This is a genomic window from [Scytonema hofmanni] UTEX 2349, from assembly GCF_000582685.1.
In the GTDB taxonomy this organism is placed as follows: Bacteria; Cyanobacteriota; Cyanobacteriia; order Cyanobacteriales; family Nostocaceae; genus Hassallia; species Hassallia hofmanni.
The window spans coordinates 1-13,180 of record NZ_ALWD01000161.1; the positions used below are offsets into that span (position 1 = coordinate 1).

The window sequence follows — 13,180 nt, forward strand, 5'->3', positions numbered from 1 at the left end:
GTGATGCGAACGATCGCACTCAATATACTCCGCCGAAATGGTCATGCTTCCATCACAACTGCTCAAAGATTTATCTCTAATGATATTGACAAACTTCTTGCCCTTGTGGAATGAAACAGCCCTGCCCCTAATAGGGCAAAAATGTGCCATCGCTCAAAAAATGGCACAAAATCGAAAAAGTAAAAAAATAAAACAAACGGCTGTAACGTATACCCTGTATGGTGTGTAGCTGGCACATTAAAGTCATACGCAAAAATTTTTAGGAACCTGCTACCAGTGTGATTTTCAACAGCTATACGCCATATACAGCAATCGATTCCAGCGTTTTTTATGTGATTATACGTAGTAATTTATCACGTTAGCAGGCTTACACAGATACGTAAAAACTTATTGGGAGTAATTCCTATTAGTGTACTACGTTTGTACGGAGTCTGTAATAATTTGTAGTTTTCTAAGTACCACGCTCTCAGACTAGTCTAAAATCGTCTACACCGAATAAACGTACAAACACATCACTAAGCTATTACCACGCTTAAAAAACGCTAACAGACACCGCAAAATCAACGAATAGCTACAACCCTCATTACTGCGTAGAATTAATTACTAACATAGTTGGTATGAGTAGCCATGAAAAAACCCCAAACTTTCGGGGTGCGGTCGCGGGGTGACGGGGTAGTGGGGGGCGTGGGGTATGTGAGTGTCTGATTTTCCTACGTGGCTGGCATTCGTAAGTCTTTCTACAGGGTATTTCGGATTGTGGGGAGAATTTTATTACATCATTTTCACTAGATAGTCAAGTTATTCGTGGGGTCAAATTGAGTTATCGCGTCGTCATCTGTCGTAATATTAGAATTGTTGCCTTTTTTATCGTGTTAAAATCGACAGTTTCAAAAACGACAAACTCAAAAGGTAAAGGGATTTTGACCGTTAAATTTTATTCGACTAATCAAGACATCAACAGTCTTTATTTAATATTCACAACCTTTCAAAACAAAATTAATTCGACATGGATAAAAAAGATATTGGCGATGATTCAAAATTTAGAGAATGGAAAAATAAAACCGTAAATTCTCTCAGATACGCTCGGATAATTTGCTTATTGGTTTCTGGCAAAGATATTAATTTTGTCGCGAAAGAAATAGGTGTAAGTGTTCGTACAATCGAGCGATATTTTAATGATGAACAGTTCCAATATACGCTAACAACAGCGATTAAATTAACATTTAGAAAGGGAATTGTAGATGCTGCTTTATTTGCTGATAAAGCGATTCAGATACTCATAGAAATATCTGAAGATAATACAAACTCTGTAAAATATCGCTTGCAAGCTATCCAGATGATTTTCACAATATGCCTACAATCTAATTTACAAAATTTGCAAGAAACACCAGCCGATACAACAGCAAACAGATTGAGTAAACAAGCTCAATTATTATCAAGTGTTCGCACCGTAGAAGATTTAATAGGGGTGAACGATTCCAGAGAATTGGTGCATAAAATCAAAATTGAAAATCAAAAAAATCTGTGGCAGGAATTGTACCCTAACACAGACTTTCCAGATGAAGATATCTATCAACGATTATTTAATGATAGTCCCATGTAAAAACCGTCTTTCAAAATGGTAATACGGTTCTTTGAAAATTAAGTTTTTACCAGGTAATCACTTCAGTGATATCACCTTTTCCTCTATTACTGTATTGTCCCAAATTGTATTTTCGATTGTGGTCATCAATACTAGTTTGGTGTTCTTTCATCCAATCAGTTACCGCGTTACCATTGCACCCCGAAAGCTGTCTCAATGCCTGATTATTGATAGCCCATCTACTTTCTGTAGCTGAATCGTTATAGGCGGTAACAGCTTCAAAAGCACGGCGTATTTTCTCGTTTACAGCATCCTCACCACGTAACTTTTTTAATGATTCAGAGTCAAAGTCCTGTAAATTTCTCTCAGGTTTTTGGGTTTTTGGTTCTGGTTGTTTGTCTAACATTTGCAACAATTTATTAATGACAGATTGTTGATTTTCTAAACCCCATTCAGCTTGTAACTCTTTGATTCTAGTAAAAGCTTCTGCATCTACGCTTACTGATTTACGTTCTTTTTTCATGTTAGTTTCTTCCGTTTTTTCAATGGTTTTTGTGGTCACAGTTTCCTTAGGTTCTATCGTTTTAATGGTCATAGTTTCCTGGGGTTCAATAGGTGTAAAAATAATTTCTTCTGTGTAAGGTATTTCGCTATCAATGTAATAATCGCTGTACCCTAGCGTTGTTACCAAGTGCATTAAATCGCGGTCGGATACTTTAGCAGAGTCTACAAAGTGACCTATCGCACGGCTAGCCCACAGGAGACGGTTAATATTTTTAGGACAATCGCGCTCGGTTATCAGATTGACATACACCGCTCTGAGTGCTTTCGGGTTTAGCTCGGTGTCCTTTTGGCGTTTGGGTAGTGAGGTAAAGTTGCGCTGAACTACCCGCCTCAAGCTATTGCCTCTACGGTCGTCAATACTCGCGTTTATTTGTTCGGGGTTTGTTCCCTTAGCGTTTTCAGTTTTTACAAACTCTAAAAGTTCTTTAGACTCAGGCGTGGATCGAAAGCGGTCAAAAGCTTCTAAGAAAGAGATAGCAGGAACTAGCAAGCCAATACGGTATTCTGTTCGCTCATCTTCTGCTAGGTCATACTCTCGCTTTTTCGCTTGTCCTTTGAACTGAACAAAGTAACCAGGCTTGAGGTAAGTAGGTAATTCTGTTTCTAGGGTGAAGCTACCACGGGCAAGAATTTCAATCGGTCGTCTACCGCTGGCAGCTATCAAACCAATTGCTAATTCGTGAGGGTCGTTACTTTGGAGCAATTTAACAGTGGTTTCCAGATAGTCATTTACTGGTATTTCTTGCTGATTTTCTAGGCGGTCTAGTACCACTGTCTTATTATTGATGCCGTCTTTACCGTTGAAATTGGTGTCAGCGATGCCTGTAAATTTGAAGTGTAGGTGACGTTTCCAGTAGCTACCATCTGAGCGAGTTTGAATATATGCGTTTTCACCTTCTGTTAAGGCATCGTGGGGAATCGCGGTAATTAGCTTGTTATATGGGGTGAGTTTGTTGACGCGGGTTTTAGGTTTATCAGTTTCATTAAAAAGATGTGTGGTCAGCGTGTCGCATACGGTCTTGATTTCATCAGGGTTGTGTAGGTCTTTGATGCGGTCGAAGTATTCTTGCGGTGTCATGTCTGGTTACGTTGTTTGCTTAACTGGTTTTATAATAACGTAACTAGTTAGGATGTGTCAAGGATTTATTTTAACTAGATTTTTCCAATTTAGTATAGAAAAATGTCTATACATAAAAAACCCGCTATAGCAGCGAGTTGTAGAATTATAAAAATAACTATTCAACAACTTTGAAAACAAAAAACCACTATTAGCGCGGTAAACTTACAATCGTCTCAAATATAGCTATTATTTTAATCACCAAATATATCGGGTTGCTCTCGAAAAACCCTTGGAGTAGGAGATAAATCTAAATCTATGGAAAGTAAATCAATACCATCAATAATTTTGGGTATCTGAGATTCATTAATTTGTAAACCTAAAAAACATTTTTCTCTGTAATCTGGTCTTTCCTGAAATCTTTGTATTGCTTTTTTTAAAGGTCGTATAACCTCGTAAGCCTTTTCAGCTTTATCAATTGATGATTTTGGTATCGGAGATTGTAACCTCAGAACTGCTAAATCGATTAAATCTCTAGCTTCTACACTATTATCTATATATCGGTCAGAATTAGCTAGCAGTTTAGACGTAAAACAGTCATTTAAACTTAAGCACGGGACAGGCGACCATTTAGGGTATCTCGGTGGATCTAGTTCAAAACGAATTTCAGCAATAATTTCTGTTTTGATAAATTCTTCGTTTACACAAACTATCATCCGAATGCCATATTGGTCAGTAGTGCTACGTCCAATTTTGATTTTACTTAAATCACTAAATAACGCTTCATGCCCACCATCAAATACTACTGTACGTAAATATTTGTAGCCTTCTGTGCTAACACAAGCAATAAAATCAACATCTTTACTCCATCGGTATTCTTCAAAATCAAGAGCAAGAAGGGTTCCACCACCAAAGTAAGCAGAACCTTTCCTAAGTACCTCACTATCTAAACATTCAAGAATTGTGAGGATTTTATTATGGTGGTCTAACCTGAATGTCATAAATCGGCTAGCAACCAAGATTCATAACGTCTAGCGATTTCTTTAAGAAAGTTTAATTCTTCACCATCAAGATTATCGAACATATTTTGATATCGCCAACCACGCTCATAGCGACTCAGCATTTCTTCTGGCGTGAAGTGATACACATCGGCTGTTTGCCAACAAATAGCTTCCAAAAAAGGTAGTTTTTTGGGTGCGACAACAGAATTAATTGTAGATGTTGCGGTTGTCATCTTTTCTATCAACCACTTTAGCTTGTTCTACTTCTAGAATAGCTTTATTTTAAAGGTGGGTATACACTAGTATTTATACTCAGTATAAAGTTTTTGTGATAGCCTTTTATCCATATATGATAAAACCCGGCATAGTGACAGGTTCTAGACATTGATAATCTGTTTAATATAGATTTTTCTCTATGCTTTAGGCTGTTGCTTGGATTTGATATAGATGTCGTCTCAGATAATCTTTCAGCCGAGTTATATGAGTATTACAGCGTCGACTTGCAAAACTTATTAGTGACTGACCGAGATAAAGAAATTGCTATCAGGGCGCTTATAGATGATAAATCAACCTTGGAGGTTGAAGAAATTCTCCAAGCCAGTCCAGCCGGATGGATACAAGATGAAGCTAGAGAATTGGTACTTCTCGCTAGCAATCAACTGGCAACTCAAAAGTCTGAACCAGAACAGTCACTTAATGAAAAGCAGCGTCAAGAGTCGGAATTCTTAGCAATGGCTGTGCCTATTGCTGTTAAATTAATCAATTGGCAATTAAGAGAAAGTGGTGAAAATAGCCTGAGATTTAAACGTGCCACTTTGGAGAAGCAGGGTAGAGAATTGGTATTTACCCATGATGAACGAGGTGAGATTTTTCGAGTGGTAGTCAACCGAAACCAGTCAGGTGAGCTTGAATATTCACCGATTAATATCGGGACAGTAGAAAGAGAAGACCTGATGCTTTGGCAAAAAGCAGACCGCGTATTGCAACAAATAATATCAGAAAAACAGGAACAACAAAGAAGACAGAATAAAGGAATCTCTCTCTAGGCGATGGCGCAACTCTTAACCGCTTCGCTCAAATAGGCGGATTTCTTTACAACGTGTCTCATTTTGCCGTTATCTCGGCGGACACCCGATTGGGTTAAATCGGATTAGTTGGAAACAATTAATCCCCAATTTGTTGGGGGACGTGTCACTTCAACCATAACCCTGTTTTGTCACTCTCGGAAAACAATAATCGAAGCCAAACTCTGAGACTTTGATTTAATAAAGGTTTGAAGCTTTATTTTCTAACAGTAACTAAAATTTTGAGCTTCCAAGCGGAAAATAAAGCTCCGAATGGCTTTCAGCGATTGGGTTCCCCCAAAGTGATACAATAGGGGTAAAGTGGCAGTGAAAAAAGCTGGAACACTTATTATTTGGTTGTGGCTAAGAGCCAATTAATTTGCAAGTGCAAGCATAAATTGGCAGTAAGTAGAAGAAAACTAAACTATAAAATGGCAGTAAGTATAAAGCAACTACTTACTGCCTCAAAAGCATATAGAGAAAGTTTCCAACTAATCCGATTTAACCCAATCGGTAGGGTACAACGTAAGTCTTTGTACGATTGCTCATTTCACCCCTATCTTGCAATTAATTAAAAGTAATTCGAGTTTAATTCTCTAGCAACTTTACCCAATCGGTCATTTGCATCTTTAGAATGTTTCCAAAAAGATATAACTGTACTTCCATAAATGCCGCCTCCTACTGCTGTGATTGCTCCTGCTGTAATATTTCCTGAAAAGAGGAGTAGAATACCTGTCAAACCTGCTAAGACACTAGTAGCTGTGAGTCCAAGAGTAAGATTGAAGGATCTACGAGCTTGGCGAAGTCGCTCCTGATAAAGTTTGATGAAAAGTTCTTGTTTGATATCAGGGTTGATAACAGGATTACTTTTGGTTGGGACACTAGGAATCAAATTACCTTTGATTGAACTTCCTGAAACATTCCAATTATAAACAACATTGAACATGATGTTGTTTATGTTCGGATTATTTTGACTATCACTGCCTACTACTTCTTGATTTGTTCCTTCTTGAAATATTGCTTCACAAAAGTGTCCATGTCCTGAAAAATGGAAAATACAAATCCTTTCTCTGAGTGCTTTTGCTTTTACAAACGAGCATCTAGGTTCTAAGTCTTCAGTATTAGCCTCTGTATACCCACTATCAAAACTTTGTATATTTGAAAAAGCAAACCACTTATGTTTATGAGCATCAGAAAAAACTAATCTACATTCTGGAAGCTTTTTAAGCTTTGCTTCCAGTTCCTCTAGAAACTTAGTATTTTTATCTTTATCTCTTTTTTGTATCTCTGACAAAGCAAAACACTGTAACTTTTGTTCTGGCACACAAAAATCAATTAAGTAGAGCGATTTATTTAGTGTACGCCGATAGTCTATCTCTCCCTCTGCATCTTCTCCTGCACTGTTTGCATTTTCTGATTTGTCTAAATGAAATTTTTTGGCGAATAGATTTAATCTCACTACTTTAGGAAACTTCGGATTTTCATCTCTACAATCAGTATATTCAGACTTTTGTTTTTCTAATTTTTCTTTTTGCTGGTTGATATCCTCATTGAGATATTCATCATTGAGATATTTATCTCTGATATGTTTATTTACAATAATCAAGTTTTCAGCGTTTAAAGCAGGCAAAAACTCTTTTATCCTTGCCTCTTGATTTTCATAATGATGAATGCTGTCTTTATCTAAAAAGTTTAGTTCTTGAGCCACTAAGTAATCAATCTCATTAACTAAAATGCTAAGAGATTCATTAGACTGAGCTAATTCAAGTATTTCACCCATGCGTTCCGCTTCTAGCTGGGATAATTCTGGGCATATTGCAAGCTTGTAATATTCTGTTATTGTTACGAATAAGTCATTCTCATGATATAAATCATCAAGTAAATTATTTATCAGAAATTTTTCAAATCCTTTCATAACTGTTAAAGAGTCTTCATACTCTTTTATTGGATAGATATCTAATGGATAGATATCTAATGGATAGATATCTAAATTGTCTGCTCTATGTAAAAAATCTTTGCCTTCATCATAAAAGATTTGCTTATTTAAAGGATTAATTTCTACTTTTATTCTATCAAAAGCATAAGTATTCTCTAAATATCTTAGTATTTTAGCCTCTTGTTGTTCATATTGATTTAAAGTTTCATCATTTAGCAAATGCATTTTTTGAAAGACGAAGTAATCAATTTCGTTAATTAAGAAACTAAGGTATTCATTGTATTGAGCTAAGTCAAGTATTTCACCCATACGTTCTGCTTCTAGCTCAGAAAGTTCAGATATATAAGCCAGTTTTGCATATTCTATAACTAGTTTTACTTCCTGTACTGTAAGGTCTATAAATTCTCCTACCTCAGAGTAAATATTTGTTAATTCCTGGCTGTCTTTTTTTGGCTTACACATAGTTTTTTGCTTACTCATCAATAATTGTAGTTCGATGTTTTTCGCTGATCAACCTAGTGATTACTACTAGGTTGATCTTGGTATTTTATTTTTTTAAATCACATTTATTCCGCAGTCTTTCTAGGAGTCGTTTACCCTTTTGACGAATATTTACTTCCCTCTTTTTAGGGTCTTTTTCAGACTCTTCTCCGTGAGAAAATAAATGTTCGCCGATTTCCTTCCAAGTTCGTCCTTCTACTATTCTTAAATATAAAATTAAATAATCTTTCTTTTTTAAACTTTTAAGTTCATGAAGAAGTGCTTCTAAGTTGGCTCCAATTGCATAGTCTATAACTTCGTTTTCTTCTATGTAGACTGTATCGGTTTTATTAGACAGGCGCTCGGCGAGTTTACTTTGTTTAGTCCTGTCTCGTTTCCATTCTCTAATGATATTAAAGCTTGCCCCTTTTAGCCACAGTGGCATATTACATTCTATGGGTTCTCCGCTACTAATTTTGTTTTTAGCACGACTATATGCTTCTAAAAATACTTCACACTCCTCATGATAATAATTCAGTTTAAATTGTTGAAGGCGTTGTCTGATAAAGGCAAGAATGTTGTGCGTGTCTCTGCCATCCGGGTTTAAAAGAATACATGTGACTAAGTTATCAAGTGCAGTGAGTTGTTCTGTAACAGAGGTAGAAGTCGCAATTTGGGGAGAAAATGAATTGTTTTTTGGAAATTCCATAACTAGTAAAGTTGTCCTTTTTGTTGCTGGCTTGTTGGTAATAATTAATACTTATTCAATTAAGATTATTGATTGACAGTAGTTGAAAAAGTTTCCTCCTATATGTTGATGTCAGGTAGATAGGGAAATGTGACATCCGGTCTAATCGGCGACCTCTATATGTATGTTGATGTCAGGTAGATAGGGAAATGTGACATCCGGTCTAATCGGCGACCTCTATATGTATGTTGATGTCAGGTAGATAGGGAAATGTGACATCCGGTCTAATCGGCGACCTCTATATGTATGTTGATGTCAGGTAGATAGGGAAATGTGACACTCCCTGAACAATTATGTGTTTTCGCTGACTATTTGAGTTTTTTGTCACAGTATTTCTTCTAAAGTCCATAAAAAAATAAGAGGCTCAAAACTCAGTAAAGTTGTCGAGCCACAGCAAGAAATATTTTTTAGTTAGCGTGCCATCTCAACAATTTTGGCGATTTCATGCTGTGCGCTTTCTTCTGGGTATTGACCTCTGAAGTATTAATTAATTGAGGACAACCTAATCATGAAACGTAATTTCCCAGTTTGGCAAGTCACCCTACCGTTAGCTGGAGTATTGATATTTGTTGTAGGAGCTATCACTACTATTTACATGACCGATGGTGGATACATCTTTCAATTTGAAGCTACTCCCCAAAAGGTCAAAGTGAGGACGGTCATAGATAAAAGAAATAACAATCCAGCAGAAAAAGCTGCAAAAAGTAAGCGGGAGATTGATTCTCAGAGGAAAGCTGCTGCTCCCAAACTCACCCACCAATAACTCTTACTACCTTCCAGGCTGACTGGTTCCCAATCTTCCCAGACCTGACAAAACTGAACGAGCCACGAGTAAACTGCTGTTCGCCTTTCTTCACCCTCGGTTTACACCCAACAAGCCCCTCGACTTCAGATGAAGAAAGAAGCCAGCCTGATGTAGCAGCAAGTTCTAGCTCTTTAAGGTGCTGTAGTGGTTCGGCGGGGCGCAGGTGACGGGCGATCGCTTCCACCAATTGAACCACCTCTCCCAGTGCTAAGTCTGGTTGTCCAGTGGTCGTGTCCAGTCTATCCAGTGGACAGTCTATCACAGGGCGATCGCTAATCTGTAGCTGCTTGCTTTCTCTTAGTCCTTTTGGAGAAATGTCGTATTACTGGTATTTCCCGACATTTTCGCCAACAGGACTCAACATCGCCAAGCTTGCAGCCGCTCCTAAAACCTGCTCATCGCTGACTTCTAGGTATTTTTGCAACTGCTCTAAGTTCCTATGCCCGGATATCTCCTGAATCACTCGTAAGGGAATACCAGCGTTGCTCATCTGGGTTAACGCCGTCCGCCTAAAGCTGTGTGTCGATACTCCAATTATCCCGACTTGCTTACAAGCTTCTCTCAATATCCGAGCGGCTGAGTCATGGCTAATATGTCCGTTACTGCGACCGGGAAACAAATAAACATCACCGCTAATCGGATAATAATTATGTTTCTATAATCTCTAGTTTTAAAACCCGACACATTGTTTTTTATGAGTATTTTACCTCTTCTTATATGTATCATGCTTTTCGTGAAATGGTATCAGTTGCAATTAATCCTGGTTTGAAAGTGTCTTGATTGCAGGTTGAAGCACGTACTGAACCATAGATATATACCTAACTAAAGAAAATGTTCTTCATATTTTTTCTATAATATGAAGAACATTTTCTTTACTTCTTGTATTTTTTAAATGCACCATGAAAACAATATATACTACGTAAGTATATAACCTAAGCAAGTTTTAAGTATTAGTATGGTCATGATGTGTTGAATCATGATTTACGTCATGGTGATTTGCACCATGATGAATTAAGTCACCGGTCAAAGTTGAAATACCACTGGTAATTACTATATTACCTAGAGTATTTAATGTTTTAGCATGGTCATCACCAAATTTGGAAGCGCTATTAAATGCATCATCCATACATTCACCCATTCCCTCAAAAAAGCTACCTTCTTTGGATGCAACATTGTAAAGTCCTTTAACAACTCCAGCTATTTCACCTACTGTACATGCAAGAGCGAATCCCATGGCGTTTCCCCAGAATGTTTCTGACTTTCTAACCTTTCTAACCATAAAACTTCTTATGCCTTTAATATTGGTACACTGAAATTTTAACTCATAATTTTTTTACATGAGTGCTACCGAAGTATATTTTTATAAAAAATACATATTGGTATTTTTGGTTCTTCCGCTACTTTTATGGTGATAATTAACGGGATTTAAACAAAAATTAAGCCCAAATAAAGCCCAAACTGGCTTTGTAAGCAGCAAATACGTCCCGGTTCAGGGTCAACCAATCAAAAACCCGTAATGGTTACGGGTTTTTGAGATAGTTACATATTTTCGATTACAAAACAATTTCTAACATTTTCCAGTGGTAACTAAATTATTTTCTTCATCTTTACAAAAAGCTAGTGCTATATCTGTTTTTGTAGCGCCTACAGATAATAAACCACGAATAAGTAGGTCAATAGAAACTGAAGGGTCTCCAGATTCTAGTTTTGCAACACGCGACTGACTAGAATTCATCCTTTTTGCAAGGGATGTTTGAGTGATTTCTTGATTTTTGCGAAACTGCTTTAATTTCTGACTTAGCGCTAATTTCATCTCAATAATTTCAGCCTCTAAGGGTGAAAGTTCAAGGAAATCATTTACTGTTCCAATTTTCCAGCCAGCGGCTTCTAAACGTTTACGTTTTAGGTCATCCATAAAAATAAGCCCTTTTTTTGATTAATCTTCTTGATATTTTTTTATTCTTTTTTTACATTTATTTATAACGGGTAGTGGCGTTTTTTCAGTTTTTTTCGCAAATACTTCCAATATGATTAAGCAATCTGTATCAATAAAATAGATAATACGCCATGTTTTATCTTTATCTTTGATACGCAATTCGTGACAGTTGCATCCAATATCAGGCATAGGACGCGAATGAGGCATGGATATAAATTCACCTTGCTGTACTTTACGCAATAGGTAGCCCGCTTCTATACGTGCATCACTAGAGAAAGGTGGTGTTTTTACTTCTCCACTAAGCCAGACAAGAATTAAATCATTAGTATTTGTCACTATTAGTTATATAGTATGTCAGATTTGATATATTTGCAAGTGGCTAGCCACTTTTCTTTGTAAATTATTTATATTTTCTGAGTGTGTACCCACCATAATATATTCTTTCCCAAACATGAGAAGGTGTGTACCACTCTGGTGATGCTTTGTGAGTACCTAGTAATTCGTATGTCATAATTCAAAAAACCCTTTATTTGCTAAGAGGTGAGGGGATAGAGCCTGGGGTAAGTTTAACTGCCTACCCCAGGTTTTTGATTACAAGTACTTCATGCCCGACACATTAATAATGTGGGGATTTTCCAATACCTCACAAGTGCCGTTACCTACTCCAGCGGTGATAATTTCAGTAACTTTACTCGCGATAATTGCACTTCCGAACCCTCCGCCAGTACAATAAATCGCCCCACCGCTTACTAGAATCTGAGAAGATTTTGTGAGAATATCAGCAATACTTGGGTTGTCAGCGATCCAGTTACTCAAGCCATCGGTCACGCTTTCAGCTATATTTTCAGTCCGACCACCTACCCGGTAAGGAACTAAAAAACCTTCATTCTCACGCTTGCAAGCCTTTAACGCCTCAAAAATACTGTTTAAGCTTTTAGTTTCTCCACCAATATCGGTTTTATTCAGGCTTACAAAAATTTGTGATGCTAAATTCTGCATTCCTCCCCCACTGGCAACACTGCGACTAAGCACTTTAGGCAACCTGCGACCGATACCGTAAGATGTGAGTGTCAAAGTCCCACCGCCAAGGTCAAGTATTGCAAAATTAGTTATCCCATCTGGTAAAGAATTTCTAGCGGATAAAGCAGCGCCGTAACCTTCCGAGTAAATAAACTCAGACTTAAGGTTTTTAAACTCGATAGTAAATTCTCTGCCACGATAATTAAAACCCTCAATACCGTTTAGGATTTTGCTGATATCACCTTGGCGATTACTGGATAGACTGAGTAGCTTGATATCCACACTTAAGCGAATTGGTTTTGTCTTGTAGCGACTGCGTTTGTCTTCCAGGATGTCATCAAGAAAGTCTGAATCACTGGTTAAAGCACCAAGCACCCAGACATCAAGCTTTTTAATTTTGTTATCCTTCTGAGCTTCTACCAGTTCACCTAATACTGATTCACAACCGCGACCGACTACATAATTTTTCTTTTTGTACTGGAAACAACCCGACATTCCACTAGGTAAGTCCCCTTTGATTTCCTTGTAGACGCTCTCTATAGTTGACTCGTAGCCATTTAAGAGAAACTTGATACGCTTACTTCCAGCATCCAAGATTAAAGAGCAGTCAATAGTAGGATTCTTGCTCTCTCTAGGCTTACTTACTTTTGTAATTTTTGGTTGTTCTATTTGTAACACTGTTAAATCTTGTAATGGTTGTTGAGTCTGTGCGCCGTTAGCTTCGATATTCATAGTCGTTCCTTTTTAAATTGGTTAATTTGTGCTTGTCATCCGCATGTTACGCGCAGTAGTACGCTTTATTGAGAAAATAAAAAGTGATTGCGACTGAACTGTTAAGAGTAAAATGAGGGGTTGATGTTAGTTAAAAAGGGTTTTGATAGACGTTGCTAGGACTGGGTGTAAAATTTCAATTAACATTAATTGGAAAATCCGCGTACCCCTACTATGTGAAACCCAATTGGGAAACCAACAAAAAACCAAGACGTA

At 37.3% G+C, this 13,180-nt stretch carries 13 protein-coding genes and 1 pseudogene; 3 read left to right on the forward strand and 11 right to left on the reverse strand.

Annotated elements, in window-relative coordinates; genetic code table 11:
- Window positions 1-1,006 precede the first annotated feature (1,006 nt).
- Window positions 1,007-1,603, forward strand: coding sequence for a helix-turn-helix domain-containing protein (locus tag TOL9009_RS0101265; protein ID WP_029630633.1), 597 nt, complete (start codon window positions 1,007-1,009; stop codon window positions 1,601-1,603).
- A 46-nt stretch (window positions 1,604-1,649) separates the two neighbouring features.
- Here TOL9009_RS0101265 and TOL9009_RS41835 read toward each other — a convergent pair whose 3' ends face one another.
- The 3 genes from TOL9009_RS41835 to TOL9009_RS48285 all read right to left on the reverse strand — a co-directional run bounded on the left by TOL9009_RS41835 (window position 1,650) and on the right by TOL9009_RS48285 (window position 4,437).
- Window positions 1,650-3,224, reverse strand: a complete 1,575-nt coding sequence (locus tag TOL9009_RS41835) for a protelomerase family protein (protein WP_029630635.1) — start codon at window positions 3,222-3,224, stop codon at window positions 1,650-1,652.
- A 233-nt stretch (window positions 3,225-3,457) separates the two neighbouring features.
- Window positions 3,458-4,204: a nucleotidyl transferase AbiEii/AbiGii toxin family protein gene (locus TOL9009_RS0101275; protein ID WP_029630637.1), complete on the reverse strand. Its 747-nt coding sequence runs from the start codon at window positions 4,202-4,204 to the stop codon at window positions 3,458-3,460.
- Complete coding sequence (locus TOL9009_RS48285; protein ID WP_051502727.1) at window positions 4,201-4,437, reverse strand: PSME3-interacting protein; 237 nt, start codon at window positions 4,435-4,437, stop codon at window positions 4,201-4,203. Before TOL9009_RS48285 ends, TOL9009_RS0101275 begins: the two co-directional genes overlap by 4 nt.
- Before the next feature lie 282 nt (window positions 4,438-4,719).
- Between TOL9009_RS48285 and TOL9009_RS0101285 the strand changes: the two genes are divergently transcribed.
- Window positions 4,720-5,250, forward strand: a complete 531-nt coding sequence (locus TOL9009_RS0101285) for a hypothetical protein (RefSeq protein WP_029630640.1) — start codon at window positions 4,720-4,722, stop codon at window positions 5,248-5,250.
- A gap of 589 nt (window positions 5,251-5,839) precedes the next feature.
- On the opposite strand, the gene TOL9009_RS48690 is transcribed toward TOL9009_RS0101285, so the two are convergent.
- Both TOL9009_RS48690 and TOL9009_RS0101295 read right to left on the reverse strand, forming a co-directional pair.
- Window positions 5,840-7,684 (reverse strand): TRADD-N-associated membrane domain-containing protein, encoded by a 1,845-nt coding sequence (locus tag TOL9009_RS48690; RefSeq protein ID WP_242055662.1) that lies wholly within the window; start codon window positions 7,682-7,684, stop codon window positions 5,840-5,842.
- Between the two features lie 67 nt (window positions 7,685-7,751).
- Window positions 7,752-8,393 carry an RNA polymerase sigma factor gene (locus TOL9009_RS0101295; protein ID WP_029630644.1) on the reverse strand — a complete coding sequence of 214 codons (642 nt, stop codon included), beginning with the start codon at window positions 8,391-8,393 and terminating at the stop codon, window positions 7,752-7,754.
- Between the two features lie 547 nt (window positions 8,394-8,940).
- Here TOL9009_RS0101295 and TOL9009_RS37375 point away from each other — a divergent pair.
- Window positions 8,941-9,195, forward strand: coding sequence for a hypothetical protein (locus TOL9009_RS37375; RefSeq protein ID WP_038295651.1), 255 nt, complete (start codon window positions 8,941-8,943; stop codon window positions 9,193-9,195).
- Here the strand turns inward: TOL9009_RS37375 and TOL9009_RS0101305 are convergent.
- The 6 genes and pseudogenes from TOL9009_RS0101305 to TOL9009_RS0101330 all read right to left on the reverse strand — a co-directional run bounded on the left by TOL9009_RS0101305 (window position 9,182) and on the right by TOL9009_RS0101330 (window position 12,925).
- Window positions 9,182-9,499 carry a hypothetical protein gene (locus TOL9009_RS0101305; RefSeq protein WP_199341550.1) on the reverse strand — a complete coding sequence of 106 codons (318 nt, stop codon included), beginning with the start codon at window positions 9,497-9,499 and terminating at the stop codon, window positions 9,182-9,184. The genes TOL9009_RS37375 and TOL9009_RS0101305 overlap by 14 nt on opposite strands.
- Before the next feature lie 60 nt (window positions 9,500-9,559).
- A pseudogene (locus tag TOL9009_RS37380) lies at window positions 9,560-9,868 on the reverse strand (tyrosine-type recombinase/integrase); the annotation flags it as partial.
- Between the two features lie 312 nt (window positions 9,869-10,180).
- Window positions 10,181-10,516 carry a hypothetical protein gene (locus TOL9009_RS0101315; protein ID WP_029630647.1) on the reverse strand — a complete coding sequence of 112 codons (336 nt, stop codon included), beginning with the start codon at window positions 10,514-10,516 and terminating at the stop codon, window positions 10,181-10,183.
- A 288-nt stretch (window positions 10,517-10,804) separates the two neighbouring features.
- Window positions 10,805-11,152, reverse strand: coding sequence for a helix-turn-helix transcriptional regulator (locus TOL9009_RS0101320; RefSeq protein ID WP_029630649.1), 348 nt, complete (start codon window positions 11,150-11,152; stop codon window positions 10,805-10,807).
- A 21-nt stretch (window positions 11,153-11,173) separates the two neighbouring features.
- Window positions 11,174-11,509, reverse strand: coding sequence for a type II toxin-antitoxin system RelE/ParE family toxin (locus TOL9009_RS0101325; RefSeq protein ID WP_029630651.1), 336 nt, complete (start codon window positions 11,507-11,509; stop codon window positions 11,174-11,176).
- A gap of 255 nt (window positions 11,510-11,764) precedes the next feature.
- Window positions 11,765-12,925, reverse strand: a complete 1,161-nt coding sequence (locus TOL9009_RS0101330) for an acetate and sugar kinases/Hsc70/actin family protein (RefSeq protein ID WP_029630653.1) — start codon at window positions 12,923-12,925, stop codon at window positions 11,765-11,767.
- Window positions 12,926-13,180 lie beyond the last annotated feature (255 nt).